At 75.6% G+C, this 25,545-nt stretch carries 26 protein-coding genes; 9 read left to right on the forward strand and 17 right to left on the reverse strand.

Annotation, left to right across the window (positions count from 1 at the left end):
• Position 1 precedes the first annotated feature (1 nt).
• The 4 genes from rpmF to WJX68_RS09790 form a co-directional block, all read right to left on the reverse strand.
• The gene (rpmF, locus tag WJX68_RS09775; protein WP_340288382.1) at positions 2 to 184 is read right to left on the reverse strand and encodes a 50S ribosomal protein L32; all 183 of its coding nucleotides are present in this window, start codon (positions 182 to 184) and stop codon (positions 2 to 4) included.
• A gap of 57 nt (positions 185 to 241) precedes the next feature.
• Positions 242 to 817 (reverse strand): YceD family protein, encoded by a 576-nt coding sequence (locus tag WJX68_RS09780; protein ID WP_340288385.1) that lies wholly within the window; start codon positions 815 to 817, stop codon positions 242 to 244.
• A 36-nt stretch (positions 818 to 853) separates the two neighbouring features.
• Positions 854 to 1,921 carry a MinD/ParA family ATP-binding protein gene (locus WJX68_RS09785; protein WP_340288388.1) on the reverse strand — a complete coding sequence of 356 codons (1,068 nt, stop codon included), beginning with the start codon at positions 1,919 to 1,921 and terminating at the stop codon, positions 854 to 856.
• A gap of 175 nt (positions 1,922 to 2,096) precedes the next feature.
• A complete protein-coding gene (locus tag WJX68_RS09790; RefSeq protein WP_340288391.1) occupies positions 2,097 to 2,864 on the reverse strand; it encodes an AraC family transcriptional regulator in 768 nt (255 codons plus the stop codon).
• A gap of 64 nt (positions 2,865 to 2,928) precedes the next feature.
• Between WJX68_RS09790 and WJX68_RS09795 the strand changes: the two genes are divergently transcribed.
• Complete coding sequence (locus WJX68_RS09795) at positions 2,929 to 3,438, forward strand: VOC family protein (RefSeq protein ID WP_340288394.1); 510 nt, start codon at positions 2,929 to 2,931, stop codon at positions 3,436 to 3,438.
• Positions 3,439 to 3,586: 148 nt separating this feature from the next.
• Here WJX68_RS09795 and WJX68_RS09800 read toward each other — a convergent pair whose 3' ends face one another.
• The 4 genes from WJX68_RS09800 to WJX68_RS09815 form a co-directional block, all read right to left on the reverse strand.
• Positions 3,587 to 4,336: a DivIVA domain-containing protein gene (locus WJX68_RS09800; protein ID WP_340288397.1), complete on the reverse strand. Its 750-nt coding sequence runs from the start codon at positions 4,334 to 4,336 to the stop codon at positions 3,587 to 3,589.
• A gap of 97 nt (positions 4,337 to 4,433) precedes the next feature.
• On the reverse strand, positions 4,434 to 4,919 hold the full coding sequence (gene coaD, locus WJX68_RS09805; RefSeq protein WP_340288400.1) for a pantetheine-phosphate adenylyltransferase: 486 nt from the start codon (positions 4,917 to 4,919) through the stop codon (positions 4,434 to 4,436).
• 563 nt (positions 4,920 to 5,482) lie between these two features.
• The gene (gene rsmD, locus WJX68_RS09810) at positions 5,483 to 6,052 is read right to left on the reverse strand and encodes a 16S rRNA (guanine(966)-N(2))-methyltransferase RsmD (protein ID WP_340288403.1); all 570 of its coding nucleotides are present in this window, start codon (positions 6,050 to 6,052) and stop codon (positions 5,483 to 5,485) included.
• Positions 6,053 to 6,104: 52 nt separating this feature from the next.
• Complete coding sequence (locus WJX68_RS09815; protein WP_340288406.1) at positions 6,105 to 9,488, reverse strand: pyruvate carboxylase; 3,384 nt, start codon at positions 9,486 to 9,488, stop codon at positions 6,105 to 6,107.
• A gap of 193 nt (positions 9,489 to 9,681) precedes the next feature.
• On the opposite strand from WJX68_RS09815, the gene WJX68_RS09820 reads away from it, so the two are divergent.
• Entirely contained in the window at positions 9,682 to 10,401 is a 720-nt protein-coding gene (locus tag WJX68_RS09820; RefSeq protein WP_340288408.1) for a hypothetical protein, read from the forward strand.
• 10 nt (positions 10,402 to 10,411) lie between these two features.
• Here the strand turns inward: WJX68_RS09820 and recG are convergent, their stop codons facing one another.
• Positions 10,412 to 12,577 carry an ATP-dependent DNA helicase RecG gene (recG, locus tag WJX68_RS09825; RefSeq protein ID WP_340288411.1) on the reverse strand — a complete coding sequence of 722 codons (2,166 nt, stop codon included), beginning with the start codon at positions 12,575 to 12,577 and terminating at the stop codon, positions 10,412 to 10,414.
• Entirely contained in the window at positions 12,578 to 14,320 is a 1,743-nt protein-coding gene (locus WJX68_RS09830; RefSeq protein ID WP_340288414.1) for a DAK2 domain-containing protein, read from the reverse strand.
• 147 nt (positions 14,321 to 14,467) lie between these two features.
• Here WJX68_RS09830 and rpmB point away from each other — a divergent pair, with 147 nt between their 5' ends.
• Complete coding sequence (gene rpmB / locus WJX68_RS09835) at positions 14,468 to 14,659, forward strand: 50S ribosomal protein L28 (protein ID WP_010239613.1); 192 nt, start codon at positions 14,468 to 14,470, stop codon at positions 14,657 to 14,659.
• 79 nt (positions 14,660 to 14,738) lie between these two features.
• On the opposite strand, the gene WJX68_RS09840 is transcribed toward rpmB, so the two are convergent.
• Genes WJX68_RS09840 through WJX68_RS09850 form a run of 3 tightly spaced genes read right to left on the reverse strand, consistent with a single transcriptional unit; the run spans position 14,739 to position 16,572 of the window.
• On the reverse strand, positions 14,739 to 15,335 hold the full coding sequence (locus WJX68_RS09840) for a DUF1707 SHOCT-like domain-containing protein (protein WP_340288433.1): 597 nt from the start codon (positions 15,333 to 15,335) through the stop codon (positions 14,739 to 14,741).
• A gap of 35 nt (positions 15,336 to 15,370) precedes the next feature.
• Positions 15,371 to 16,051, reverse strand: coding sequence for a uracil-DNA glycosylase (locus WJX68_RS09845; protein ID WP_340288583.1), 681 nt, complete (start codon positions 16,049 to 16,051; stop codon positions 15,371 to 15,373).
• Positions 16,048 to 16,572 (reverse strand): gamma carbonic anhydrase family protein, encoded by a 525-nt coding sequence (locus tag WJX68_RS09850; RefSeq protein WP_340288435.1) that lies wholly within the window; start codon positions 16,570 to 16,572, stop codon positions 16,048 to 16,050. Before WJX68_RS09850 ends, WJX68_RS09845 begins: the two co-directional genes overlap by 4 nt.
• 173 nt (positions 16,573 to 16,745) lie before the next feature.
• On the opposite strand from WJX68_RS09850, the gene mbhE reads away from it, so the two are divergent.
• Genes mbhE through mnhG (WJX68_RS09880) form a run of 6 tightly spaced genes read left to right on the forward strand, consistent with a single transcriptional unit; the run spans position 16,746 to position 22,425 of the window.
• Positions 16,746 to 19,496, forward strand: coding sequence for a hydrogen gas-evolving membrane-bound hydrogenase subunit E (mbhE, locus tag WJX68_RS09855; protein WP_340288437.1), 2,751 nt, complete (start codon positions 16,746 to 16,748; stop codon positions 19,494 to 19,496).
• Positions 19,493 to 19,840, forward strand: coding sequence for a sodium:proton antiporter (locus tag WJX68_RS09860; RefSeq protein ID WP_340288440.1), 348 nt, complete (start codon positions 19,493 to 19,495; stop codon positions 19,838 to 19,840). Before mbhE ends, WJX68_RS09860 begins: the two co-directional genes overlap by 4 nt.
• Positions 19,837 to 21,366: a proton-conducting transporter transmembrane domain-containing protein gene (locus WJX68_RS09865; protein WP_340288443.1), complete on the forward strand. Its 1,530-nt coding sequence runs from the start codon at positions 19,837 to 19,839 to the stop codon at positions 21,364 to 21,366. Before WJX68_RS09860 ends, WJX68_RS09865 begins: the two co-directional genes overlap by 4 nt.
• Positions 21,363 to 21,782: a Na+/H+ antiporter subunit E gene (locus tag WJX68_RS09870; RefSeq protein WP_340288446.1), complete on the forward strand. Its 420-nt coding sequence runs from the start codon at positions 21,363 to 21,365 to the stop codon at positions 21,780 to 21,782. Before WJX68_RS09865 ends, WJX68_RS09870 begins: the two co-directional genes overlap by 4 nt.
• Positions 21,779 to 22,039, forward strand: a complete 261-nt coding sequence (locus tag WJX68_RS09875) for an MrpF/PhaF family protein (protein WP_340288449.1) — start codon at positions 21,779 to 21,781, stop codon at positions 22,037 to 22,039. The genes WJX68_RS09870 and WJX68_RS09875 overlap by 4 nt, the downstream gene beginning before the upstream one ends.
• On the forward strand, positions 22,036 to 22,425 hold the full coding sequence (gene mnhG / locus WJX68_RS09880; protein WP_340288451.1) for a monovalent cation/H(+) antiporter subunit G: 390 nt from the start codon (positions 22,036 to 22,038) through the stop codon (positions 22,423 to 22,425). Before WJX68_RS09875 ends, mnhG (WJX68_RS09880) begins: the two co-directional genes overlap by 4 nt.
• Here mnhG (WJX68_RS09880) and mnhG (WJX68_RS09885) read toward each other — a convergent pair.
• Genes mnhG (WJX68_RS09885) through WJX68_RS09900 form a run of 4 tightly spaced genes read right to left on the reverse strand, consistent with a single transcriptional unit; the run spans position 22,335 to position 25,544 of the window.
• Complete coding sequence (gene mnhG, locus WJX68_RS09885; RefSeq protein WP_340288454.1) at positions 22,335 to 22,820, reverse strand: monovalent cation/H(+) antiporter subunit G; 486 nt, start codon at positions 22,818 to 22,820, stop codon at positions 22,335 to 22,337. The genes mnhG (WJX68_RS09880) and mnhG (WJX68_RS09885) overlap by 91 nt on opposite strands.
• Entirely contained in the window at positions 22,802 to 23,068 is a 267-nt protein-coding gene (locus tag WJX68_RS09890) for an MrpF/PhaF family protein (protein WP_340288457.1), read from the reverse strand. The genes mnhG (WJX68_RS09885) and WJX68_RS09890 overlap by 19 nt, the downstream gene beginning before the upstream one ends.
• Positions 23,065 to 23,871, reverse strand: coding sequence for a Na+/H+ antiporter subunit E (locus WJX68_RS09895; RefSeq protein ID WP_340288459.1), 807 nt, complete (start codon positions 23,869 to 23,871; stop codon positions 23,065 to 23,067). Before WJX68_RS09895 ends, WJX68_RS09890 begins: the two co-directional genes overlap by 4 nt.
• Positions 23,868 to 25,544 (reverse strand): Na+/H+ antiporter subunit D, encoded by a 1,677-nt coding sequence (locus WJX68_RS09900; protein ID WP_340288586.1) that lies wholly within the window; start codon positions 25,542 to 25,544, stop codon positions 23,868 to 23,870. Before WJX68_RS09900 ends, WJX68_RS09895 begins: the two co-directional genes overlap by 4 nt.
• Position 25,545: the final 1 nt, after the last annotated feature.

Genomic DNA, 25,545 nt, shown 5'->3' on the forward strand with positions numbered 1-25,545 from the left:
ATCAGGCCGGGGTGGTGACCTGACGGCCGTCGTACTGCCCGCACGTCGGGCAGGCGATGTGCTGCAGCTTCGGCTCGCGGCAGGCGCGGTTCGAGCAGGCGACCAGGGTGGGCGCAGTGGCCTTCCACTGCGACCGGCGCGCACGCGTGTTCGACCGCGACATCCGGCGCTTGGGAACGGCCATGATGACACTCCTCAGTACTGAACGATCGGTTCTCTCGACACCGGAGGCCGGTACGGCCTACTCGGTGGAGGGCAGGCGCTCACGGAGCGCCGCCCAACGAGGATCCAGTGTCTCATGCCCGTGATCCGATGGGAGATCGGCCCACCTCTCACCGCACTCGGTGCACAGGCCGGGGCAGTCGTCCCTGCACAGGGGCGCCATCGGCAGGTCGGTGACGATCGCGTCCCGCACGGTCTGGGTGATGTCGATCCGGTCGTCGACCAGGCGCGGGATCTCGTCGGCGTCGGTGGTCTCCTCGGTGACCGAGTCGGGGTAGGCGAACAGCTCCCCGATCCGGACGTGCACGTCCTCGCCGACCGCGTCCAGGCAGCGCGAGCACTCCCCCACCAGCCGCGCGTCGGCGGTGCCGGAGACGTAGACGCCCTCGGTGACCGACTCCAGCGACAGGTCGAGCTCGACGTCCGAACCGCCGGGGACGGTGATCACGCCCGCCAGGCCGATCTCCCGCTCACCCGACGGCGCGGGGACGGTGCGCACCACGGTGCGCTGGGTGCCGGGGCGGCGGGCCAGTTCGCGGGTGCTGAACACCCACGGGTCGTCGTCGGGACGGGAGGAGCTGTGCGCGCTGTTCATCTCGCCCTCCAGGGTACGCGCCGCCCGCGACCCGGTTCAGCCGCGTCGCCGCACGTCGAACGCGTCGGCGACGAGCGCGGCCAGCTCCAGGAACGCGTCGGAGGTCGGCGGCCGCAGCCGGGCGGGGTCGATCCGCCCGCCGGTCGCCAGGTGCGGGTCGTGCGGCACCTCGACCACCCCGCGCACCCGTTCGGCGAAGTGCTCGCGGATGCGCTGGGCGTCCACCTCGGCGCTGCGCCGGTCGCAGGACAGGACCACGACGGCGTCGCGGGCCAGCTCGGCGTGGCCGTGCGCGACCAGCCAGTCCAGCGTCTTGGACGCCCGCCCGGCGCCGTCGACGGTCGGCGACCCGACCACGACGACCGAGTCGGCCCGCGCGAGGGTCCCCTCCATCGTGGAGTGCACCAGGCCGGTGCCCGAGTCGGTGACGATGATGTTGAAGTAGCGGCCCAGCAGGTCGCTGACCCGCTCGTACTCCTGGCGGGAGAACGCCTCGCCCGACCCCGGGTCCTGCTCGGAGGCCAGCACCTGCAGGCGCCCGGCGAGGCTGGTGTAGCGCGAGACCTCGGTCCAGGTCCCGACCGCGTCCAGGTCGTCGAGCAGCTCGCGCACGGTGACGCGGGCGTCTCCGGTGAGCCGGTCGGCGAGCGTGCCCGCGTCGGGGTTGGCGTCCAGGACGACCGCGCGGTCCCCCCGGTTCTCGGCCAGTGCCAGCCCCAGGCAGGCCGACACGGTCGTCTTGCCGACGCCGCCCTTCATCGACATGACCGCGACCCGGTGCGCACCGGCCAGCGGTGCGCGGACCCGGGTGAGCAGGCCCGACCGCAGCTCCTCGACGTCGCTGGGACCGGGGTTCAGACGGCCGCCGGTCAGGTCGTAGAGGGCGCGCCGCCAGCCCGTGCGCGGGCGGTCCGGGCGGGCGCGCAGCACGGAGTCCTCGCGCAGGTCCGACGCCGCGGACCTGCCGGACGCGCCCGGCCCGCCGGGCGCCGCGGGGGCGACGGGGGCCGCGGGCGCCGCGGGGACGCCCGGGGGCCGGGACGTCTCCGGGCGCGGGGCGGGCGGGGCCGGGGTGTCGGCCGGCGGCTGCGCCGGGTTCGTCACGGGAGGTCCTTCCAGCCGGTGCCCGTAGCGTTCCCACCAGGTCGTCGGGTCGGGTTCGGGCCGGCGTGCCATGCGCGGAGGGTAGTACGTCGGTGACCTGGGTTTGGTGCGTCCGGCGTATCCGACCACAGCACCTGCGCGCGGTGAAGCACCGGCGCCGCAGCCGTGCCGGTGATCACCCGGCCGCGCGGGCGGCCCGGCGGGTGGCGCCGGGCGTCTCCCCCAGCACGGCGCGGTAGCGGCGGGTGAAGTGCGCCTGGTCGGCGTAGCCCAGCTCGGCGGCCAGCCCGGCGAGCCCGGTGTCCGGGTCGGTCCGCAGCACCGCCGCCGCGTGCTGCAGGCGCCGGCACTCGATCAACCACAGCGGGGTGAGCCCGATGTGCCCGCGGACCAGCCGTTCCAGGGTCCGCGGGGCGACGCCGACGAGGTCGGCGAGCTGGTCGGCCCGGACGACGTCGCTGCGGGACTCGGCCAGCGCGCAGGCCCGGTTCACCAGCCGCCCGGCGTCGGTGACGGCGTCGGCCCACGGCTCCAGCCAGGCCCGCACGACGGCGGCGGGGTCGCCGTCGCCCTCGACGGCGGCGGTCAGCTCCGCCAGCGGGGCGCCGGTGACCGGCTCCTCCCCGCCCCGCAGCGCGGCCGGCGCGGTCGTCGTGAACAGCGGGGTCGCGCCGGGACGCAGCAGCACCCCGACCACCCACGAGCGGCCGGCCAGCTCCCGCACGTCGACGCCGGTGCGCGGCCCGTGCAGCGTCGCGGCCCGCGGCCCGGCGACGACGTTGAACGCCGGGTACTGCAGCACCCGCTGGCGCACCGTACGTCCGGGAGGCAGGTCCCAGCGGGCCGTCCACACCCAGCGGACCAGGTCGTCCAGCCCGATCGGCACGCGCCGCAGGCTGGTGCCGGGCGTGCCCGGGTTGATGTGGCCGCGCGACTCGATCACCGCCGTCGCACCTCCCGTCGCGAATGTTCAATCCCGCGCGCCCCGCCGCCGCCAGACTGGTCACATGGATCTCACCAGGGAGAACGTCGCCGCAGCCACCGGCACCCACACCACCGACGGGCGCCCGCACGGGTTCACGTCGATCACCCCGCACGTGGTCGCCTCCCCCGCGCGCGAGGCGATCGCACTCTACGGCGCCGCGTTCGGCGCGCGGGTCCTGTCGGTCACCGAGATGGGCGGGCTCGTCGGGCACGCCGAGCTGGAGCTGACCTCGGGGCGCTTCACCGTGTCCGACGCGATGCCCGGCTTCGGCCTGGTGGCCGCGCCGGCCGGTGACCACCCGGTGTCGCTGTCGCTGGCCGTGTACGTCCCGGACGCCGACGCGGCCGTCGCGGTGCTCGCCGAGGCCGGTGCGACCGTGCGGGAGCCGCTGTCGACCTTCGTGTCCGGGGACCGCTTCGCCTCGGTCGTCGACCCGTACGGGGTGCGCTGGGCGGTGATGACCCGGGTCGAGGACCTGTCGCCGGAGGAGAGCGAGCGCCGCGTCGCGGAGTGGGCCGCCGCGCAGGGCTGATCGGGGGCCTCGCCGGGCCGGGCCGCGGCGCCCCGAGCGGATCGCGGCGGCGTGCAGGACCGATCGCGGCGGCGCGCTGCCGGGCGGAACCGGGGTCGGCAGCGCGGCGGCCGGTGGAGCGGTGGCCGGTGGAGCGGCGGCCGGGCGGTCAGTCGATGAGGTCCATGCCGGTGCCGGTCCGGCCCGGCTCCGGGCGGCCGTTGCCGTAGCCGGGTCCGTACTGGCCGCGCCAGATCTGGCTGCGCCCGCGCCCGACGACGCCGAGCGCGTTGTTCAGCGTGGTCTCCAGCTCGGCGAGGGTGGTGTCGACGTAGTCGTCGCACTCGCGGCGCAGCCGGTCGGCCTCGGCGTGCGCGCCGTCGGTGATCCGGCCGGCCTCGGCGTGCGCGGAGCGGACCACCTCGGTCTGGGACACCAGGCGGGTCTGCTCGTTCTGCCCGTCGGCGATGAGGCGGTCGTGCGCGGCGCGCCCGGCGTGGCTCATCCGCTCGGCCTCGTCGCGGGCGCGGTCGGTGAGCTCGGCGTACTGGCGGCGGCCCTCGGCGACGGCGCGCTCGGCCTCGTGACGGGCCTCGGCCAGGGTGCGCGCGGCCTCCTCCTGGGCCTCGGCGACGAGCCGCTCGGCCTCGGTGCGCGCGTTCTGCAGCGTCTCCTCGGCCTCCGAGCTCGCCGCGGTCCGGGTCTCCTCGGCCTCGCGCTCGGCCTCGGACACGACCTCGTCGCGCCGGTCGAGGACGTCCTGGGCGTCGTCCATCTCGCCGGGGATCGCCTCGCGGACGTCGTCGAGGAGCTCCAGCACGTCGCCGCGCGGGACGACGCAGTTCGACGTCATCGGGACGCTGCGCGCCTCCTCGACGATCGTCACCAGCGCATCCAGCGACTCGAAGACCCGGTACACGCGACGGATCCTCTCACCGCCACCGGCGCGGACCGGTCATTCGGCGTCGTACCCGCGTGTCAAGTTCCGTCCGGGTGACCCCCACACGGGACGGGCGTCAGCCGGCGAGTCGCTGCTGCAACCGCGCGTGCACGCTCGGTGGCAGGAACGCGGTGACGTCGCCGCCGCCGCGGGCGACCTCCTTCACCAGCGAGCTGGAGACGTAGACCTGGCCGGGCGCGCCGGGCAGGAACAGCGTCTCGACGCCGGTGAGGTGCCGGTTCATGTGCGCCATCGGCAGCTCGTAGTCGTAGTCGGTGGCGCCGCGCAGGCCCTTGACCAGCGCCTGCGCGCCGCGCTCGCGGCAGTAGTCGACGACGAGCCCCTGGAAGGACTCCACCCGCACCCCGGGCAGGTCCGCGGTGATCTCGGTCAGCATGGCGACCCGCTCGTCGACGTCGAACAGGCCCTCCTTGCGCGGGTTGACCAGGATCGCCACCCAGACCTCGTCGAACAGGGCCGCGGTGCGGGCGATGACGTCGAGGTGCCCGACCGTCGGCGGGTCGTAGGAACCGGGACAGACGGCACGACGGACCTCGGGCATGCGCGGAACCTATCAGCCGGTGATCACCCGGTCCCCGCTCCGCGCCGCCCACCGCCGGCCCGCCCCGTCGGTCGGCGGACGGCCCACCACCGTGATCCCCCGCCGCGCACTGATCCCGACCGCGCGCGCGTCACAGCACGTGCGAACCACGGATCAGCGCGCGAACGACGGATCAGCACGCGCACGCCGACCACAACCCGACGACACCCCGCGCGCGCCCACGCGCCCATCGCCCCCCGGCACGCACCCGCGGAGCCGCATCCCGCACACCACCGGCCACCGGCCCGGCACCACCATGATCTCCCGCTCGCGCGCTGATCCGGCCCCCGCACGCGCCACAGCACGCGCGAACCACGGATCAGCGCGCGAACAAGGGATCTGCGCGCGGGACGGGCACCGATCGGCCCCGCCGAGCCGGATCGACGCGTGCCGATCCGACGCGGCCCGGCGGAAGCCGGTCGGCACGGCCCGATCAGGGCACGCTCGTCAGCGGGAGGCCGGATCGGCGCGGCCCGGATCGGCGCGGCCCGGGTCACCGCAGGCCCGGGTCAGCGCAGGGCCGATCAGGAGGTGGGCGCGCGGGACGGGGCGTGGCCGTGGTGCAGGACGGTGTCGCCGTAGCGCCGGGCCCGGCCCGGCTCGAACCCGGCGGGCCAGGCGAAGTCCCCGGAGGACTTCGCCCGCTCCACCACGACGACCGCCGCGGGCGCGAGCCAGCCGTGCTCGGCGGCGCCGGTCAGCCAGCCGGCGATCTCGGCGTCGGTGACGGCGTAGGGCGGGTCGACGAGCACGACGTCGAACGCCCGCGGCGCCGGACCGGCCAGCACCGTGCCCGCCCGGCCGGCGACGACCGCGCCCCCCAGCCCGACGGCGGCGAGGTTGCGTCGCAGCACCGCTGCGGCCCGCTTGTCGGACTCGACGAACACCGCGTCGACGGCCCCCCGCGACAGCGCCTCCAGCCCGAGCGCCCCGGAGCCGGCGCACACGTCGAGCACGGCGGCGCCGTCGAGGCCCGGGTCGTGGTCGAGCGCGGAGAACAGCGCCTCCCGCACCCGGTCCGAGGTGGGCCGGGTGCCGGAGGGCGGCACCGTCAGGCGCCGGCCCCCGGCGGCCCCGGCGATCAGCCTGGTCATGGCGCCTCCGGCGCTCGTGAGGGGAATCCGGTGTCGGAACACCGGAAGGTACTCACGAGTCGAGTTCGACCAGCAGGTCCCCGCCCTCGACCTGCTGCACCTCGCCGATGGCCAGGCGCTTCACGGTGCCGGCACGGTGCGCGGTGATCGACGCCTCCATCTTCATGGCCTCGATGGTGGCGACGGTCTGGCCGTCGTCGACGGTGTCGCCCTCGCCGACCTGCAGCGTCACGACCCCGGCGAACGGGGCGGCGACGTGCGCGTCGTCGCCCTTGTCCGCCTTCTCCGCGGCCTTGACCTCGGTGGCGACGGACTCGTCACGCACCGCGACGGGGCGCAGCTGCCCGTTCAGGGTGGTGAGCAGGGTGCGGTAGCCGCGCTCGTCGGGCTCGGAGACCGCCTCCAGCTCGATGATCAGCGTGACGCCGGGCTCCAGCTCGACGGTGTGCTCGAGGTCCTCCTCCAGCCCGTAGAAGAAGTCCTTCGACGACAGCACCGCGGTGTTGCCGTACTGCTCGCGGTGGCTGTCGAAGTCCTTCGTCGGGCCGGGGAACAGCAGCCGGTTCAGCGTGCGGCGACGCTCGTCGCGCAGCCCGCGGCGGTCCTCGATGGACAGTTCCGCCTTCTCCGCCTCGGGGCTGCGGCCCTCCAGCGCGCGGGTCCGGAACGGCTCCGGCCAGCCCGCGGGCGGCGAGCCCAGCTCACCGCGCAGGAACCCGATGACCGAGTCCGGGATGTCGAAGCTCGCCGGGTCCTTCTCGAAGTCCGCGGCGTCGACGCCGGCGCCGACCAGGTGCAGCGCGAGGTCACCCACGACCTTCGACGACGGCGTCACCTTCACCAGCCGGCCCAGCATCCGGTCCGCGGCGGCGTAGCAGTCCTCGATCAGTTCGAAGCGGTCGCCCAGACCCAGCGCGATCGCCTGCTGGCGCAGGTTGGACAGCTGCCCGCCGGGGATCTCGTGGTGGTAGACGCGCCCGGTCGGGCTGGCGAGCCCGGACTCGAACGGCGCGTAGACCTTGCGCACCGCCTCCCAGTACGGCTCCATGTCCCCGACCGCGGTGAGCGAGAGCCCGGTCGCGCGGTCGGTGTGGTCGGTGGCGGCGACCAGCGCCGACAGCGACGGCTGGCTCGTCGTCCCGGCCATCGAGGCGACCGCGCCGTCGACGGCGTCGACCCCGGCGTCGATCGCCGCGATCAGCGTCGCGAGCTGGCCGCCGGCGGTGTCGTGGGTGTGCAGGTGCACCGGCAGGTCGAACCGCTCGCGCAGCGCCGTGACCAGGGTGCGGGCCGCGGGCGGTCGCAGCAGCCCGGCCATGTCCTTGATCGCGAGCACGTGCGCGCCCGCCTCGACGATCTGCTCGGCCAGGTTCAGGTAGTAGTCGAGGGTGTAGAGCTTCTCGCCCGGGTCGGACAGGTCGGCGGTGTAGCAGAGCGCGACCTCGGCCAGCGCGGTTCCGGTGGCGCGGACGGCCTCGATCGCCGGACGCATCTGGGAGACGTCGTTGAGGGCGTCGAAGATCCGGAAGATGTCCATCCCGGTGTCCGCGGCCTCCTGCACGAAGGCGTCGGTGACCTCGGTCGGGTACGGCGTGTAGCCGACGGTGTTGCGCCCGCGCAGCAGCATCTGGGTGCAGATGTTCGGCGCCGCGGCCTTGATCGCGGCGAGGCGGTCCCACGGGTCCTCGGCCAGGAAGCGCAGCGCGACGTCGTAGGTCGCGCCGCCCCAGCACTCCAGCGACAGCAGCTGCGGCATCGTGCGCGCCACGTAGGGCGCCACCGCGACCAGATCGCGGGTCCGGATGCGGGTGGCGAGCAGCGACTGGTGCGCGTCGCGGAAGGTGGTGTCGGTGACCGCGACCGCGGTCTGCGAGCGCAGCCGCGCCGCGAAGCCCTCCGGGCCCAGCTCGCGCAGCAGCTGCGCCGAGCCGTCCGGGACGGGCTGCTCCAGGTCCACCCCGGTGGGCAGCTTCTCGACCGGTTCGACGACGACCGGGCGCGCCCCGTTGGGCTGGTTGACCGTGACGTCGCCCAGGTACTGCAGGATCCGCGACCCGCGGTCCGCCGACGGGCGCGCCTTGAGCAGGTGCGGGCGCTCCTCGATGAACGACGTGGTGACCCGGCCCTGCTTGAAGTCGGGGTCCTCCAGCACCGCGGCCAGGAACGGCAGGTTCGTCGACACCCCGCGGATCCGGAACTCGGCGATGGCGCGCCGGGCGCGGCGCGCGGCGTTGGCGTAGTCGTGGCCGTGGCAGGTGAGCTTGACCAGCATCGAGTCGAAGTGCGCGGACACCTCGGCGCCGACGTGCACGGTGCCGCCGTCCAGGCGCACCCCGGGACCGCCCGGGGAGCGGTAGACCGAGATGGTGCCGACGTCGGGGCGGAACTCGTTGGCCGGGTCCTCGGTGGTGATGCGGGTCTGCATCGCCGCGCCGGTCAGGGTGATCTCGTCCTGGGTGAGGTTCAGCTCGGGCAGCGTCATGCCCGACGCGATCCGCAGCTGGGCGATGACCAGGTCGCGGTCGGTGACCTGCTCGGTCACGGTGTGCTCGACCTGGATGCGCGGGTTCATCTCGATGAAGTGGTGCTGCCCGCGCTCGTCGAGCAGGAACTCCACGGTGCCCGCGTTGACGTAGCCGATCTGCGTGGCGAAGTTCACCGCGTCGGCGCAGATCCGGTCGCGCAGCTCCGGGTCCAGGTTCGGCGCCGGGGCGATCTCGACGACCTTCTGGTGGCGGCGCTGCACCGAGCAGTCGCGCTCGAACAGGTGCACGACGTTGCCGTCGGCGTCGGCGAGGATCTGGACCTCGATGTGGCGCGGGTTGACCACGGCCTGCTCCAGGAACACGGTGCCGTCGCCGAATGCCGACTCCGCCTCCCGGCTCGCGGCCTCGATGGCGTCGCGCAGGTCGCCGGGCTCGGTGACCCGGCGCATCCCGCGCCCGCCGCCCCCGGCCACGGCCTTGACGAAGATCGGGAAGTCGATGTTCTCGGCGGCGGCGAGCAGCTCGTCGACGTCGTCGGACGGGTCGCTGGACTCCAGCACCGGCACACCGGCCTCGCGGGCGGCGGCGACGGCGCGGAACTTGTTGCCCGTCAGGTGCAGGACCTCGGTCGGCGGGCCGACGAAGGTGATGCCCTCCTCGGCGCAGGCGCGCGCGAGGTCCGGGTTCTCCGACATGAAGCCGTAGCCGGGGTACACCGCGTCGGCGCCGGCCTTCTTCGCGGCCCGGATGACCTCCTCGACCGAGAGGTAGGCGCGGACCGGGTGCCCGGGCTCGCCGATCTGGTAGGACTCGTCGGCCTTCGCCCGGTGCAGCGAGTTGCGGTCCTCGTGCGGGAACACCGCGACCGTCGAGACACCCAGCTCGAACGCGGCCCGGAACGCCCGGATGGCGATCTCGCCCCGGTTGGCCACCAGCACCTTGCGGAACATCGGACTCCTCATCACGATCGGCGACGAACGCCCGATCGCCGTGGGGGTTCCCCGGGACCGGACGCGTGATCCTGGCACGGGCGACACGGTCCCGACCACCGCACGGGACGGGACGTCCACGGAGCGGGACGGCCGGGCCGCGCCGTCCCGCCCGCCCCGGACGCGCTGGCACGGACCGGACTCCTGGGGCACCGTGGAGGCACGCACCGCACCGGTGCGCGAGCCCGGCGGGCGGGGGGTGGCCGTGGCGGCCCTGGTGGTGCAGCTGCTGACGATCGCGCTGCTGACGATGGCGGTGATCGGCGCCTACCGCCGGCTGCGTGCCGAGCGCGGCCCCGACGCCGGCCCGCCCGCGGTGGGGTCGCGCCCCGGTCCGGATGCCCCGGCGCCCGCGCCCCTGTCCGACGAGGCGGTCGCCGCCGAGCAGGCCTGGCGCCGGGCCCGGGCGGAGTTCCAGCGCCTGGGCGCGGACTTCCTCGCCCACGAGTCGGACCCGCTCGCCGTGCTGCGCCGGCCCGCGCTGTCGGACACGACGGTCCCCTCCACCGCCCGGTTCGTCGACGCCTTCGCCGAGGCCCAGGCCCTGGACACCGACGGCTACCCCGGCGAGCCGCACGCGGGGCGCCACGTCCGCGCCGTCGCCGCCGCCCGGCGGGCCTGGACCGCCGCCGTCGACGCCGCCGACCGCATCCGGCTCGCCGGGCTGGACCCCGGGGAGCGGCGCACCGTCGAGCGGGTGGTGAAGCTGCTGACGACCGCCCGGGACTCCGACTCCGAGCCCGAGCGCCTCGCCGCCTACGGCCGCGCCCGCGCCGAGCTGGACCGGCTCGAACGATCGGGGCGGATGCAGCTGCCCCGCCGCGCCCGCGCGCGGCTCGACGCCGCCGCCCGCGGCGAGCTGCCCGGCCCGTGACCGGCGGGGGTCACGACTTGTCGAGGTAGGCGGCGCGCTCCTCGTCGCCCAGGGTCTCCCCCACCAGGTCGCGCAGCCGCGGGTGCGCGGCCAGCCCCGGGTCCTCGGCGACGAGGTGGCGGGCGTGGACCTGCGCCTTCTCGATGACCTCGCCGTGGCGCAGCAGCGACAGCAGCTTGAGCCCCGACCGCGAGCCGGACTGGCCGGTCCCGAGGACGTCGCCCTCGCGGCGCAGCTCCAGGTCCAGGCGAGCGAGCTCGAAACCGTCGGTCGTGGAGGCGATCGCGTCGAGCCGCTCGCGCGCCGCGGTGGCCGCCGGCATGTCGGTGACCAGCAGGCACAGCCCGGGCGCGCTGCCCCGCCCGACGCGCCCGCGCAGCTGGTGGAGCTGGGACAGGCCGAACCGGTCGGCGTCGAGCAGCACGATGCCGGTGGAGTTGGGGACGTCGACGCCGACCTCGATGACCGTGGTCGCGACGAGCACGTCCAGCTCGGCGCGCTCGAAGGAGCGCATCACCGCGTCCTTCTCCTCGGGCGGGAGCTTGCCGTGCAGGATCCCGATCCGCAGCCCGGCGAGCTTCTCCGAGATCAGCGGCGCGATGTCGAGCACCGCCAGCGGGGGGCGGCGCTCGGACCCGTCGTCCTCGGGCGGCGGCTCGGTCGCGTCGGGGTCCTCCTTGTCGGTGCCCCCGACCCGCGGGCACACGACGTAGCACTGGTGGCCGGCCTCGACCTCCTCGCGCACGCGCTGCCAGACCCGCTCGATCCAGGCGGGGTGCTCGGCCAGCGGGACGACGGTGGTGGACACCGGTGAGCGGCCCTTCGGCAGCCCCTTCAGCTCGGAGACGGCGAGGTCGCCGTAGACGGTCATGGCGACCGTGCGCGGGATCGGCGTCGCCGTCATCACCAGCATGTGCGGGGCCTTCTCGCCGCGGGCGCGCAGCGCGTCGCGCTGCTCCACCCCGAAGCGGTGCTGCTCGTCGACCACGACCAGGCCGAGCTCGGCGAACCCGACGGTGTCCTGGATCAGCGCGTGGGTGCCGACGACGATCCCGGCCGCGCCGGACTGGGCGTCGAGCAGCGCCTGCCGCTTGGCCTTCGCGCCCATCGAGCCGGTCAGCAGGGTCACCGCGGTGGCGTGCTCGGCCGCCCCCAGCTCGCCGCCGCGGGCCAGCGCGCCGAGCATCGCGCGCAGCGAGCGGGCGTGCTGGGCGGCGAGGACCTCGGTGGGGGCGAGCATCGCGGCCTGGGTGCCGGCGTCGACGGCCTGCAGCATCGCCCGCAGCGCGACGATCGTCTTGCCCGCGCCGACGTCGCCCTGCACCAGGCGGTTCATCGGGTGCGCGCGGGACAGGTCGGCGGCGATCTGCGCGCCCACCTCCTGCTGGCCCTCGGTGAGCGGGAACGGCAGGTCGGCGTCGAACGCGGCGAGCAGGCCGTCGTCGCGGACGGGGCAGACGGGGGCCGGGCGCGCGACGGCGGCCTCGCGGCGCAGCGCGAGCGCCAGCTGCACGCCGAGCGCCTCGTCCCACACCAGGCGGTGCCGGGCGGCGTGCAGGTCGGCCTCGGTCTCGGGCACGTGGATGCGCCGCAGCGCCCGCCCCAGCTCGGGCAGCTTCTCCCGCTCGCGCAGCGACGCCGGCAGCGGGTCGGTCGGGTCGTCGATCTGCTCGAGCACCTGGCGGACCGACCGGGCGATGGCCTGCGAGGTCACCTTGGCGTTGGCCGGGTAGACCGACAGGAAGGGCCGCAGCGAGTCGGTCTCGTCGATCTCCTCGAACTGCGGGTGGGTGAGCTGCAGCCGGTTGTTGAACACCCCGACCTTGCCGGAGAACACCCCGACGACACCCGGCTTGACGAAGCCCTGCAGCTTCCAGCCGTTGAAGAAGGTGGCGTCGAGCTCACCGCCGGACTCGTCGCGGATGACGGCCTTGAGCATCTTCCCGCGCCGGTTGCGCATCTCGCGCAGCTCGGCCCGGGCCACCTGTGCGACCACGGTGACGTGCTCGCCGGCGACGAGCCCGGCGATCTCGGTGAGCCGCCCGCGGTCGACGTAGCGGCGGGGGTAGTGCCGCAGCAGGTCGCCGACCGTGCTGAGCCCGAGCGGTTCCAGCGCGTCGGCCGCCTTGCGCCCGAGCGGCCCGTCGAGCCGGCTGTCGAGGTCGAACCCGTCCATCTACTCCACTCCCAGCACCAGCGGGAAGTCGCCCTGCTCCCCGCGGTGCACCACGACGTCGACCTCCGGGTGGGTGCGGCGCAGGTCCTCGGCGAACCGCTCGCCCAGCTCGTCGGCGGCCGCCGAGCCCAGCAGCACGGTCACCAGTTCCCCGCCCGGAGTGAGCATGCGGTGAGCCAACCACAGGGCACCGACAGCGAGATCCGGGGCGATCAGCACGACCTCGCCGTCGGACAGGCCCAGGATCTCACCGGGGCGGCACGGACCGGCCCAGGTGAGCGCCTCGGCCTCGGCGACCTGCAGCCCGCCGGTGCGCGTGGCGGCGCCGGCCTCGGCCATCGCGACGACGTCGTCGGGGGCCCGGCGGTCCGGGTCGTGCACGGCGAGCGCGGCCAGTCCCTGCAGCACCGACGTCGTCGGGACGACCACGGCGTCGATGCCCTCGGCCCGGACGCGCCCGGCGGCGGTCTCGGCCACCGTGCGCCGGTGCGCCGCGCAGGGCAGCACGGTGACGTGCGCGGCGCCGGTCGCGCGGATCGCGGCGAGCACCTCGTCCACGGTGGGGTCCGGCTCGGCGACGAGCACGTCGCCGCCCGCCTCCCGGGCCAGCGCGCCCGCCCCCGGGCTCTCGATCATCAGCAGCACCGCGCGCCCGCGCGGCGGCGTGGTCGGCGGCAGCGCCTCCACCCGGATCGACGACGGCCGCCCGGCCGCCAGTCCCGCCTCCACCGCGGGCCCGGCCTCGGTGGTGTGGACGTGCACCATCACCCCGCCCGCCCCGTCCCCCGCGACGCCGACGGAGTCGCCGAGCCCGGTGAGCCGCGCCCGCAGCGTCTCCAGCGCGGCCGCACCGGGGTCGGCGAGCCAGTAGGTGACCTCGTAGACCGGCTGCGGCACCCACGGCACCAGCACGCCGTCCGCGGTCACCGTGGACGACGGGCCCTCCGGCCCCACCCGCGACGGCGGCAGCGGGCCCGGCTCGCCCCCGGCCGCGGCGACCAGCGCGTCGAGCACGACGACCAGCCCCAGACCGCCCGCGTCGACGACCCCGGCGCGCACCCGCTCCGGCGGGCGCCCGGTGGCGCGCGCGAGCGCGGCGCGGGCCGCGTCGGCCGCGACCCGGGCGGCCTCGGCCAGCGCCGACGTCGCGACCGGGGCCGGGCGCTCGCCACGGACCGGGGCGGGCGCCGCGTCCGGGCCCCCGGGGGCGGGCTCCCCGCCCGGCGCGACGGGCGCCGGACCGGTCGCCGCGCCGGCCGCGACCCGGGCCGCCAGTGCCGCCGCCGCCGCGTCGAGCACGGTCAGCGCGGTCCCCGGGCGCGGCGCGGAGACCGCGACCGCGGCCAGCGCCGCCGCCCGGCGCAGCGCCCCGGCCAGCAGCTCCCCGGCCGGCGTCGCGGGGCGCCGCGACGCCGCCGCCTCCAGCTCCTCGGCCAGGCCGCGGAACAGCTGGGACAGGATCAGCCCGGAGTTGCCGCGGGCCCCGCGGACCGCGGCGGCGGCGAGCGCGGCGGCCGCGCGGACCGGGCCGGAGTCGGCCGCGCCGTCGGCCCCGGGTGGCGCGCCGGCGTCGAGCGGGGCGGAGGCGGCCGCGCGGGCGGTCAGCAGCAGGTTCGACCCGGTGTCGTGGTCGGCGACCGGGAACACGTTGATCCGGTCGATCTCGGCCCGCCCGGCGGTGAGCCGCTCGGCGGCGGCGTCGATCCAGCGGCGCAGCAGCGCGGGGTCGAACGGCGAGGCCACGGGGTCCACACTAGGTGCGGGAGCGGTCGCGGCGGCGCCGGACGGCCCCGCGCGCCGGTCGCGACACGGGGCTGGCTAGACTTGACGGCCGAGCCCCGGCACGCCCGGGCTTCGTGTTTCTGTTCGTCAACCCGAGGAGTGTCCGACGTGGCTGCCGTCTGCGACGTCTGTGGCAAGGGTCCGGGCTTCGGCATGTCCGTCTCGCACTCGCACCGCCGCACCAACCGCCGCTGGAACCCGAACATCCAGACGGTGCGCGCCGCGATCAACGGCGGCAACCGCCGCCGGATCAACGCCTGCACCTCCTGCCTGAAGGCGGGCAAGGTGACCCGCGTCTGAGTGCGCGAGACCCGAACCACGATCGAGGCCCGGCCCCCGCGAGGGGACCGGGCCTTCGTCGTCGTCGGGCCCGGCGGCCTCAGCCCAGGACCGACTTCCACCAGCCGCGGCGCGCGCCGCGCACGGTGACCGACCCCATCCCGACCTTGCCGTGCAGCACGACGTGCGGCCCGGCGGCGCCGGGGGCCGAGGGCACCCGCGTGGTCACCTCGCCCCAGGACGAGCGGACCCCGTCGACGTCGGCGGTGCCGCTGTCGGGCAGCACGAGCACGACCTCGCCCATGCCGAGCGACACCTCGATGTCGATGCGCGGCGGCAGCGACCGCACCTCGGACAGGTCCAGGTGGATCGTGCCCATCGACGAGGTGAGCCGCAGCGCCGAGGGCACCTGCCAGTCACCGGTGCGCTTGATCGTCCCGGCCCCGGCGCGCAGGTGCACCCGGTCACCGGACGCCGGCGCGACGGGCGCCCCCACCGCCACCGACGGCGGCAGCCCGCCGGGCAGGTCGGCCAGCGGCGGCACCAGGTCGCGGGCCGTGCGGGCCGCGTAGACGGCGTCGAGCCGTTCCTCCAGCTCGGTCAGCGTGATGCGGCCCTCGCCGAGCGCGTCGTGCAGCCGCCGGGCGGCCGCCTCGCGGTCGGCGTCGGAAATGCGCATGTCCCCCGGGTCGTCCACCCGCTCCAGCCTAGCCAGCCCGGACGCCCGCGTGCCTAGGGCAGCTTCCAGTCGACCGGCTCGCCGCCGATCTCCTCCAGCAGGTCGTTGGCCCGGCTGAAGGGCCGCGAGCCGAAGAACCCGCGGTCGGCCGACATGGGCGACGGGTGCGCCGACTCGACCGTCGGCACGTCCTCCAGCAGCGGCGCGAGGTTGCGGGCGTCGCGGCCCCACAGGATCGCCACCATCGGCTCGGCGTCGCGGGCCACCAGCGCGCGGATCGCCTGCTCGGTGACCTCCTCCCAGCCCTTGTTGCGGTGCGAGCCGGGCTCGCCGGGCGCGACGGTCAGGCACCGGTTGAGCAGCAGCACGCCCTGCTCGGTCCACGGCGTCAGGTCCCCCGAGGACGGCGCGGGGTGACCGAGGTCCTCGGCGTACTCGCGGAAGATGTTCTGCAGCGAGCGCGGCAGCGGCCGGGTCTCGGGCGCCACCGAGAACGACAGCCCGACGGCGTGCCCCGGCGTCGGGTACGGGTCCTGCCCGACGATCAGCACCCGCACCGCGTCGAAGGGCTGCTGGAACGCGCGCAGCACGTTCGCCCCGGCGGGCAGGTAGCGACGCCCGGCGCCGATCTCGGCGCGCAGGAAGTCGCCCATCGTGGCGATCGTGTCCGCGACCGGTTCCAGGGCCTGCGCCCACCCGGCCTCGACGACCTCGTGCAACGGCCTGGCCATCAGCCCTCCAGCTTCCGCAGCCCGGACCGGAACCGGCGGCCGCGGTCGACGTAGGACTCCACGGCGTGCCGCCACCGGTCGGCGGGGACCTCGTAGCCGTCGCGGACCCGGGCCGGGACGCCGAGCGCCATCCGGTACGCGGGCACCTCGGCGTTCGGCGAGACGACCGCACCGGCGGCGACGATCGCGCCCTCCCCGATCCGGGAGCCGTTGAGCACGACCGAGCCGGAGCTGATCAGCGCCCGGTTGCCGATCGTGGCCGCCTCGACGTGCACGTTGTGCCCGACGGTCACCTCGTCACCGATGACGGTCGGCTCGCGCAGCGTCGTGTGGATGATCGACCCGTCCTGGATGCTGGAGCGGGCGCCGACGGAGATCCGGCCGTCGTCGCCGCGCAGCACCGCGGTCGGCCACACCGTCGACTCCGCGCCGATCGTCACGTTCCCGATGACGACGGCGTCCGGATGGACGTAGGCGGTCGGGTGGATGTCCGGTTCGGCGTCACCGAGCGCGTACAGAGGCACACCGCGAGGGTACGAACCCGCCGGGCACCGCCACGCCCGGGGCTCCGCTGCGTCGCGCAACCCCCTGACGTTTCCCCGGCGGGCCGTGTGGAAACCGCGCGCACCGGGTAGAAAGCGGTCGAACCAAGATCGGGGTGCGTGCACCCGACGGCCCCGGACGGAGGCGCTCTCCGGTGATCCCCCTGGTCACCCTCCTCGGCGCGGTGGCGCTGGCCCTGCTGGCGCCGGTGCTCGCCCGCCTGCTGGGGCGCAACGCCGGCTACCCCCTCGCGGCGGGCCTGGCGGCACTGGCGGTGCTCGCCAACACCGCCGCCGGTGAGATCGTCGGCGGCGCGGTCCCGACCGCGCGGGCGGACTGGATGCCGTCGCTGGGCATCACGCTGAGCCTGCGGATGGACGGCCTGTCGCTGCTGTTCGTGACGATCGTGCTCGGCGTCGGCGCCCTCGTCATGGCCTACTGCCCGCGCTACCTGGAGACCCACTACCCGGTCGGCACGGTCTACGGGCTGCTCACCGGGTTCGCCGCCGCGATGGTCGGGCTGGTCACCGCGAACGACCTGGTGCTGCTCTACGTGTTCTGGGAGCTCACCACCGTCCTGTCGTTCCTGCTGGTCAACACCGCGGGCCCGGCCGCGGCGGCACCGGCGGGCCGGGCGCTGGTGGTGACGGCGACGGGCGGCTTCGCGCTGCTCGGCGCGGTGGTGATGGTGGGCGTGGCCGCGGGCTCGACCGACCTGTCGGTGATCCTCGCCGACCCCGGCGCCGTGCTGGCGAGCCCGCTCGCGCTGCCCGCGGGCGCCCTGCTGGTCCTGGCCGCCGCCACGAAGTCCGCGCAGCTGCCGTTCACCTTCTGGCTGCCCGGCGCGATGATCGCGATGACCCCGATCAGCGCCTACCTGCACGCGGCCACGATGGTGAAGGCCGGCATCTACCTGCTGATGCGCGTCACCCCGATCTTCAACCCGTCGGTCGCCTGGTCGGCGGTGCTGGTGACGCTGGGGCTGCTGACCGCCGTGCTGGGCGCGGTGCTGGCGCTGCGCGAGCACGACCTCAAGGCGATCCTCGCGCACTCCACGGTCAGCCAGCTGGGCCTGCTCACCGCGGCGATCGGCGTCGGCACCGAGTACGCGCTGTCCGCGGCCGTGCTGCACACCTTCGCCCACGCGCTGTTCAAGGCGACGCTGTTCATGCTGGTGGGGATCATCGACAAGGAGGCGGGCAGCCGCGACGTCCGCGAGCTCGGCGGGCTGCGGAAGGTCATGCCGGTGACGGCGACGCTCACCGCGCTCGCCGCGCTGTCGATGGCCGGGGTGCCGCCGCTGCTCGGGTTCGTGTCCAAGGAGAACCTCTACGAGGGCTTCCTGGAGGCCGACTTCGCGCCCGGCGCCGGGCCGGTCGCGGCCGTCGCCGCCGTCCTCGCGTCGGCACTGACGTTCGCCTACTCGGCGCGGATCGTGCACGGCGCCTTCGGCGGGACGCTGCGCCAGCCCGGCCTGTACGAGCCGCGGTTCTCCTTCCTCGCCCCGGCCGCGCTCGCCGCGCTGCTCGGTGTGGTGCTCGGCCCGGCCGTCGGCGTGCTGAACCCGCTGACCGACCGGGCCGCCCGCGACCTGGACCCCGGCGGCCAGCCGGTCACGTTCGTGCTGTGGCCCGGGTTCGGGGCCGCGCTCGTCCTGTCCGTGCTGACGATCGCCGCCGGGTTCGCGCTGTTCCACCGGCGGGACCGGGTCGACCGGCTGCTGCAGCGGATGCCCGTCCCCGACGGCGCCGCCGTGTTCGACCGGCTGCGCGCCCGGGTCATCGCCCTGGGCGGGCTCGTCGGGCGGCCCGACACCGACCCGTCGCCCGCGGCCGTCCTGGTCCGCCCGGTGCTGGCGCTGCCGGTGCTCGCCGTCGCGGCCGGGCTGCTCCTGCCGGCGCTGCCGCCGTACCCGGCGCCGGTGACCGGCCCGCTGGACTGGGTGGTGGTCGTGCTGGTCGCGGCGGCCGTCGCCGGGGCGGCGAGGACCCGCTCGGTGCTCGCCGCGCTCGCGCTGACCGGCTTCGGCGGCCTCGCGACGGCGCTGTGGCTGCTGCTGGCCGGCGCCCCGGACGTCGCGATGACCCTCCTGCTGGTCGAGGTGCTCACGACCGTCGTCGCGGTGCTGGTGCTGCGCGGGCGCCGGGTCCGGCTGCGGCGCCCGGCGCGGTGGCGGCGCGTCCCCGCCGCGCTCACCGCCGTCGCGGCCGGGCTGTCGCTGGGGGCGGCGACGCTCGCCCTGACCGGGCGGCGCGGCCCGTCGGAGGTCGGGACGTACTTCCTGGACACCGCCGAGGCCGCCACCGGCGGGACGAACGTGGTGAACACGATCCTCGTCGACTTCCGCGGCATGGACACCTTCGGCGAGGCCGTCGTCGTCGGGGCGGCCGCGCTCGGGCTGCTGGTGCTGATCCGGCGCTCCGAGGCGGGCGCCGACGGCGCCGGTCCGCAGCAGCGGGTCGCGACCGACGGGCCGGCCGACACCGTCGTCATGCGGGTCGCCAGCCGGGTGCTGGCCCCGCTGATGCTCGCGATGTCGCTGTTCCTGCTCTGGCGCGGCCACGACGAGCCGGGCGGCGGGTTCGTCTCCTCGCTGGTCGGCGGGATCGCGATCGTGTTCCTGCGCCTGGCCCACCGCGGCGACTCGTGGGCGCTGCGGCTGCGGCCCGAGCCGCTGGTCGGGTCCGGGCTGCTGCTGAGCCTGCTCACCGGGCTGGCGGTGTACCCGCTGGGCCTGCCGTTCCTGACGCCGGTGTACCTGCCCGGCGGGGTGCTGCTGTCGTCGTTCGTGTTCGACCTGGGGATCTACCTGATGGTGGTGGGGCTGATCGTGGCCGCGACCGACCGGATCGGCGGGCGGGCCCGCACCGGCTCGCTCCCGGCGCGGACGGGGGACGCGCGGTGACCGCCGCGGTCGTCGTCGCCGTGCTCGTCGCGGGCGGGGTGTACCTGGTGCTGCAGCGCGAGCTGCTGCGGGTGGTGCTCGGGTTCGTGCTGCTCGGGCACGGGGTGAACGTCCTGATCATCTCCGCGGGCGGGATGGCGGCCCGCGAGCCCGCCCTGCTCGGGCAGCAGGACCGGGCGCAGATGGCCGACCCGCTGCCGCAGGCGTTCGTCCTCACCGCGATCGTCATCGCCTTCGCGATCACCGTGTACCTGCTCGCCCTGCTCAAGGCCGGTGACACCGACGACGACGGCACCCAGCCCGACCCGTACCGGCGCGCCACCGGCGGGGAGGACGCGTCGTGACCGGGCTGCAGGCGCTCGTCGTCGCACCGGTGCTGGTCCCGCTCGCGGCGGCCGGGGTCCTGATCCTGCTCACCGCCCGCCCCCCGGGCGGCGGCGGGCCGTTCCTGCTGCCGATGGCGGCCCGGCGGGCCGTCGCCTTCACCGCCGTGGCCGCGACGACGGCGGTGTCGGCGGTGCTGCTCGCCGCGACCTCCGGCGGCGCGGTGGTCGTGCAGCGGCTCGGCGGCTGGCCGGCGGGCATCGCGATCCCGCTGGCCGCCGACGCGTTCGGCACGATCATGCTGACCGTCACGGGTGTGCTGGGGCTCGCCTGCCTGGCGTTCGCCGCGCTGAACGACGCCGACACCGACCGGGCCTTCCTGCCGCAGTCGCTGCTGCTGCTCGCCGGCGTCCACGGCGCCTACCTGACCGCGGACCTGTTCACCCTGTTCGTGTTCATCGAGGTCATGCTCGTGCCGAGCTACGTGCTCATCGCGACCGGCCGCGGACCGGAGCGGATCGCCGCCTCCCGGCTCTACCTCACGGTGAACCTGCTGGCCTCCACGGTGTTCCTGGCCGGGCTGGGCCTGGTCTACGGCGTCGCGGGCACCGTGTCGCTCGGCGACCTCGCCGGGCGCGCCGTCGCCGACCCGGCGCTGGCCGCCGCGACCGCGGTGGTCCTGCTGGCGCTGGCGGTGAAGTCCGCGCTGGTGCCGCTGCACAACTGGCTGCCGCGCGCCTACACCGCCGCGCCCGCCGCGGTCACCGTGCTGTTCTCCGGGCTGCTGACCAAGGTCGGCGTGTACGCGCTGTTCCGGGTCTACTCCGTGGTCTACGACGGCGACCCGCGCTTCCTGCCGGTCGTGCTCGTCGCGGCCCTGCTGACGATGGTCGTCGGCGTGCTCGGCGCGGTCGGGGCGGGCGGGATGCGCCAGATCCTCGCCTTCCACATGGTCAGCCAGATCGGCTACATCGTGCTCGGCCTGGCGATCTCCACCCCCGCCGGGCTGGCCGCGGCGATCTACTTCCTGGTGCAGTACGTGCTGGTCAAGGCGGCCCTGCTGATGGTGGCCGGCGCCGTCGAGCAGCACGTCGGCACCGACGCACTCGACCGGCTCGGCGGGCTCGCCGCCCGCAACCCGGCCACCGCGGCCGCGTTCGCGGTGTCGGCGCTGTCGCTGGCCGGCATCCCGCCGCTGTCCGGGTTCGTCGGCAAGCTCGCCCTGGTCGTTGGGGCCGTCGAGGCCGGCCGGCTCACCGCAGCACTCGTCGCGATCGGGGTCAGCGTGTTCACCCTGCTGTCGATGCTCAAGATCTGGAACGGCGCGTTCTGGGGCGGCCCGGAACCCGCGCCGGACCCCGGCGGCGGGACCGGGACGGTGGTCGCGCTGCGGGTGCCCGTCCGCGCCGTCGTCCCGGCGCTCGCCCTGGGCGGGCTGAGCCTGCTGCTCGGGCTGTGGGCCGAACCGCTGCTCGCGGTCGCCGGCGTCGCCGCGCAGGGCCTCGCCGACGCCGGCGCCTGGGCGACGGCGGTGGGGGCACCGTGACCACCCGCCGGCGCGCACCGGGCCGCGGCGGGCGCCCGCGGGCCGCGGCGGGCTTCCTGGTGTGGTTCACCGGCGAGTTCTTCCGCGCCAACGCCGTCGTCCTGCGGGAGGTCCTCACCCCCGGCCACGCGATCGACCCCGCGGTGGTCCGGGTGCGGCTGCGCTCGCGCAGCGCCGTCGAGCTCGCGACGATCATGAGCCTGCTCAGCCTGACGCCCGGCACCCTCGCCCTGGACCTGACCACCGGCTCGCGCAGCCCGGTGCTGACCGTGCACGGGATGCACGCGTCGGACCCGGAGCAGCTGCGGGCGAGCGTGCACGAGATGGAGGACCGGTTGCTGGCGTTCCTGCGCCGCCCGACCCCGGGCGTCGTCGACCGCGACCCCGGCACCGACGCCCCGGTGGAGACCACATGACCGCCCTGCTGCTCGACGCCGGCATCGTCGTGCTGGCCCTCGGCCTGCTCGCCGCGATCGGGCGGGTGCTCACCGGGCCCACCGCCGCCGACCGCGGGCTCGCCGTCGACTACGGCTTCGTGGTCGTCGTCGCGCTGGTCGCGCTGTTCGCGCTGCGGCTGGGCTCGACGGCGATGCTCGACCTCGTCGTCGTCGCGACCCTGGTCGGGTTCCTGACCACGGTCGCGGTGGCCCGGCTGATCTGGGCGGACTCGTGAGCGCGCCGGCGGCCGCGGTCCTCACCGGCGGGCCCGTGCAGAACACCGTGGGCGGGATCGTCGTCGGCGCCGGGGTGCTGCTGATCGCGGCCGGGGCGGTCGGGCTGCTGCGGCTGCCCGACGTCTACAACCGCACCAACGCCGTCACCAAGGCCGCGGGGCTCGGGATCGTCGCCGTGCTGGTCGGCGTGGGGATCCTGGTGCCCGAGCCGGGCGTGCTGGCCACCCTGGCCGTGGCCGTCGCGCTGCAGCTGTTCACGATCCCGATCGCCAGCTTCGCGGTCGGGCACGCGGCCTACCGCTCGGGTGCCCCGTCGACGCCGTCGACGCTGCGCGAGGACTCCGGCCCGGACGGCTCCCCGCCCGCGCGCGGCGACGGCGGCTGACCCGTCCGCGACGCCCGCGCGGCGCGGGAGTCGGCGTCCATCGCCTCGCCCAGGTCGTCCACGACCAGCGAGCCGCGGTCGATCGCCCCGCTGCGGTACGCCGAGCGGCCCACGACCTGCGAGATCACCGGCGCGGTCAGGACCTGGAACAGCACGACCAGGACCAGCGTGGAGGAGTTCTCGAACTCCAGGTTGACCGCGACCCCGAGCAGGATCAGCAGCAGCCCGAGGGTCTGGGGCTTGGTCGTCGCCTGCAGCCGGGCGGGCAGGTCCGGCAGGCGGACCAGCCCGAGCGCCCCGAGCAGGCAGGACAGCCCGCCCGCGAGCATCAGCGCGGCCGACACGACGTCGGCGATCATCGGTCCGGTGGGGCCCATCAGCGGTGCCGCTCCCATCGTTCGACCAGGCGGGCCGCCGTCGCCGACCCGACCAGCGCGATCAGCGCGACGGCCGCGAGCAGCGGGATGTTCGACCCGTCGGAGTAGATCGCGGCGTACACCGCGGCGGCGGCCACGATCAGCACGACGAACACGTCCAGGGCCGCGATGCGGTCCAGCGTGGTCGGGCCCTGCAGCAGCCGCCACAGCGTGAGCGCCGCCGCGGCCGTCAGCATGACCAGGACCAGGGTGTACACGACCGTCATCGGTCCTCCCTCCCCCCGCCCGCGCCGCCGGTCACGGCGGCGAGCGCACCGGCGCAGCGGGCGCGGTCGGCGTCGCTGCCGACGGCGTCGACGACGCGCCGCTGCAGCCGCATCATGTCCCGGCGGACCCGTTCGACCGCCCCGGGCCGGTGCAGGCCGAGCGCGTAGACGTACCAGCGACCGCGGGCGCGGTCGATCTGCAGGGTGAAGCTGCCGGGCGAGAGCGCGCAGGCCGCGACGATCACGGTCGCGGTGCGGTCCGAGGCGGTGCACAGCGGCAGCCCGACGATCCCGGACCGGGCCCGCGGGCCGTGCCGCAGGGTCACCATGCTGACCCGGACCCCGGAGACGACGAGGTCGACGGCCAGGAACGCCAGCAGCCGCAGCACCTGCCACGGCCGGAACGGCAGGCGCTCGGGCAGCAGCGGCAGCGGGAACACCGCCGTCACCACGATCCCGACGAGCACGCCGCCGACGATCGTCGCCGGGGCCAGGCTGCCCCACAGCAGCACCCACACCAGGGCCAGCGCGAGGACCTGCGGGATGCGCCGGCGCACGCTGCCGCCACGGGCGGAGCCGCCCAGCGGCTCGGCCTCGGTGTCGGGCACCGGCGGCGGCACCCGGGCCGGGGTACGGCCGTGGTCGGGATCGGGGGCGTCGCCGGCCTCGGCGGCGCCCATCTCCTGGTCCCGGCGGGCCTCCGGCGACGCGCCGACGCCGTCGGTGCCCCCGGTCCCGGCGGGGCCCTCGACGTCGGGGTCGGCGGGACCGGTCCCGGGGCGGTCGGGGTCGCGGGCGGTCACGGGCCCACCTCCAGGGGCTGTGCGGCGGCCGGGACCGGCCCGCCGCCGGGCGGGCCGCCGGCGTCGCCACCCGCGGTCCGGACGGTCAGCTCGCCGTCGAGGTCGCCGGGGCGGCCGGTGGCGGAGACGGTGGCGGCGGGGCCGGTCCCGGCGCCGGGGCCGAGCACCGCGTCGGTGTAGCCGCGCCGGTCGTGCAGGTCCTGCCCGGCCCGTGCGGTCACGCCCGACAGCGGGCCCGCGAACAGCGCGATGACCACGCTCACCCCCACCAGCGAGGCGGCACCCACGTACATGCCGCGCGCGCTGCGGGCGGTGCCGACGACCAGCTCGTCGTTCGGGTCGTCGTCGGCCAGCGGCTCCTTGGGCGCACCCCAGAAGACGCGCACCCAGACCCGGGCCACGGCGTAGAGGGTCAGCAGGCTCGCCAGCACCACGACCGCGGCGACCAGCTCACCGGGCACCCCGGCCCCCGCGCCCGCCTGCAGCAGCGCGAGCTTCGCGACGAACCCCGAGGTCGGGGGCAGGCCGGCCAGGGTGATGGCCGGGACCGCGAACAGCACCGCGAGGTGCGGGGCCTGCTGGGCGAGCCCGCCCATCTGGGAGATCGACACGGTCCCCGTCCGGCGGGTGATCAACCCGCTGACCAGGAACAGCGTCGCCTGCACGGTGATGTGGTGGACCACGTAGAGCCCGGTCCCGGCGATGCCGTCGGGGGTGTGCAGGGCCAGCCCGAACACCATGAAGCCGATGTGGCTGACCAGCAGGAACGACAGCAGCCGGTTGAGGTCGTCCTGGGCGACGGCGCCGAGCGCGCCGACGACCATCGTGACCGCGGCGATCACCAGCAGCAGCGTCGAGGGGCTGTCCTGCGGGAAGATCAGCGTCTGGGTGCGCAGCAGCGCGTAGATGCCGACCTTGGTCAGCAGGCCGGCGAACAGCGCCGTCACCGGGGCGGGGGCGTTGGGGTAGCTGTCGGGCAGCCAGAAGTGCAGCGGCACGATCGCCGCCTTGATGCCGAACACCACGATCAGCACCAGCGCCAGCACCGCGCGCAGCCCCTCGGGCAGCGCGCCCATCCGCCCGGCGAGGTCGGCCAGGTTCACCGTGCCGGTCGCGGCGTAGACGAGCCCGACCGCGGTGAGGAACAGCAGCGACGAGGTCAGCGAGACGATCACGTAGGTCATGCCGGAGCGGATCCGCGACGCCGACGTGCGCCGGGTGATGAGCACGTAGCTCGACGCCAGCATGATCTCGAACGCGACGAACAGGGTGAACAGGTCACCGGTCAGGTACGCCAGCGACACCCCCGTCGAGAGCAGCAGGAAGATCGGGTGGAAGGTCGTGCTCGCCGTCTCCCGGCCGTAGTCGGAGATGCGCTGGTCGATGGCGTACACGAGCACCGCGAGCGTCACCAGCGTGGAGATCAGCAGCAGCAGCGCCGACATGCGGTCGGCGACCAGCACGATGCCCATCGGCGCGGGCCAGCCGCCCAGCTCGGCGACGATCGGGCCGTTCGCGTCGGCCGACACCAGCAGCACCCCGGCGACGACGCACACCAGTGCGAGGGTGACCACGCCGATCACGCGCTGCGCCGAGGCGCGCCGGCTGACGACGACGCTGGTCGCCGCGCCCAGCATGGGCAGCAGCACGGGCAGGGTCACGAAGGCCTGCAGC

Origin of the sequence: Pseudonocardia spirodelae, from assembly GCF_037727765.1 — a bacterium.
GTDB lineage: Bacteria > Actinomycetota > Actinomycetes > Mycobacteriales > Pseudonocardiaceae > Pseudonocardia > Pseudonocardia spirodelae.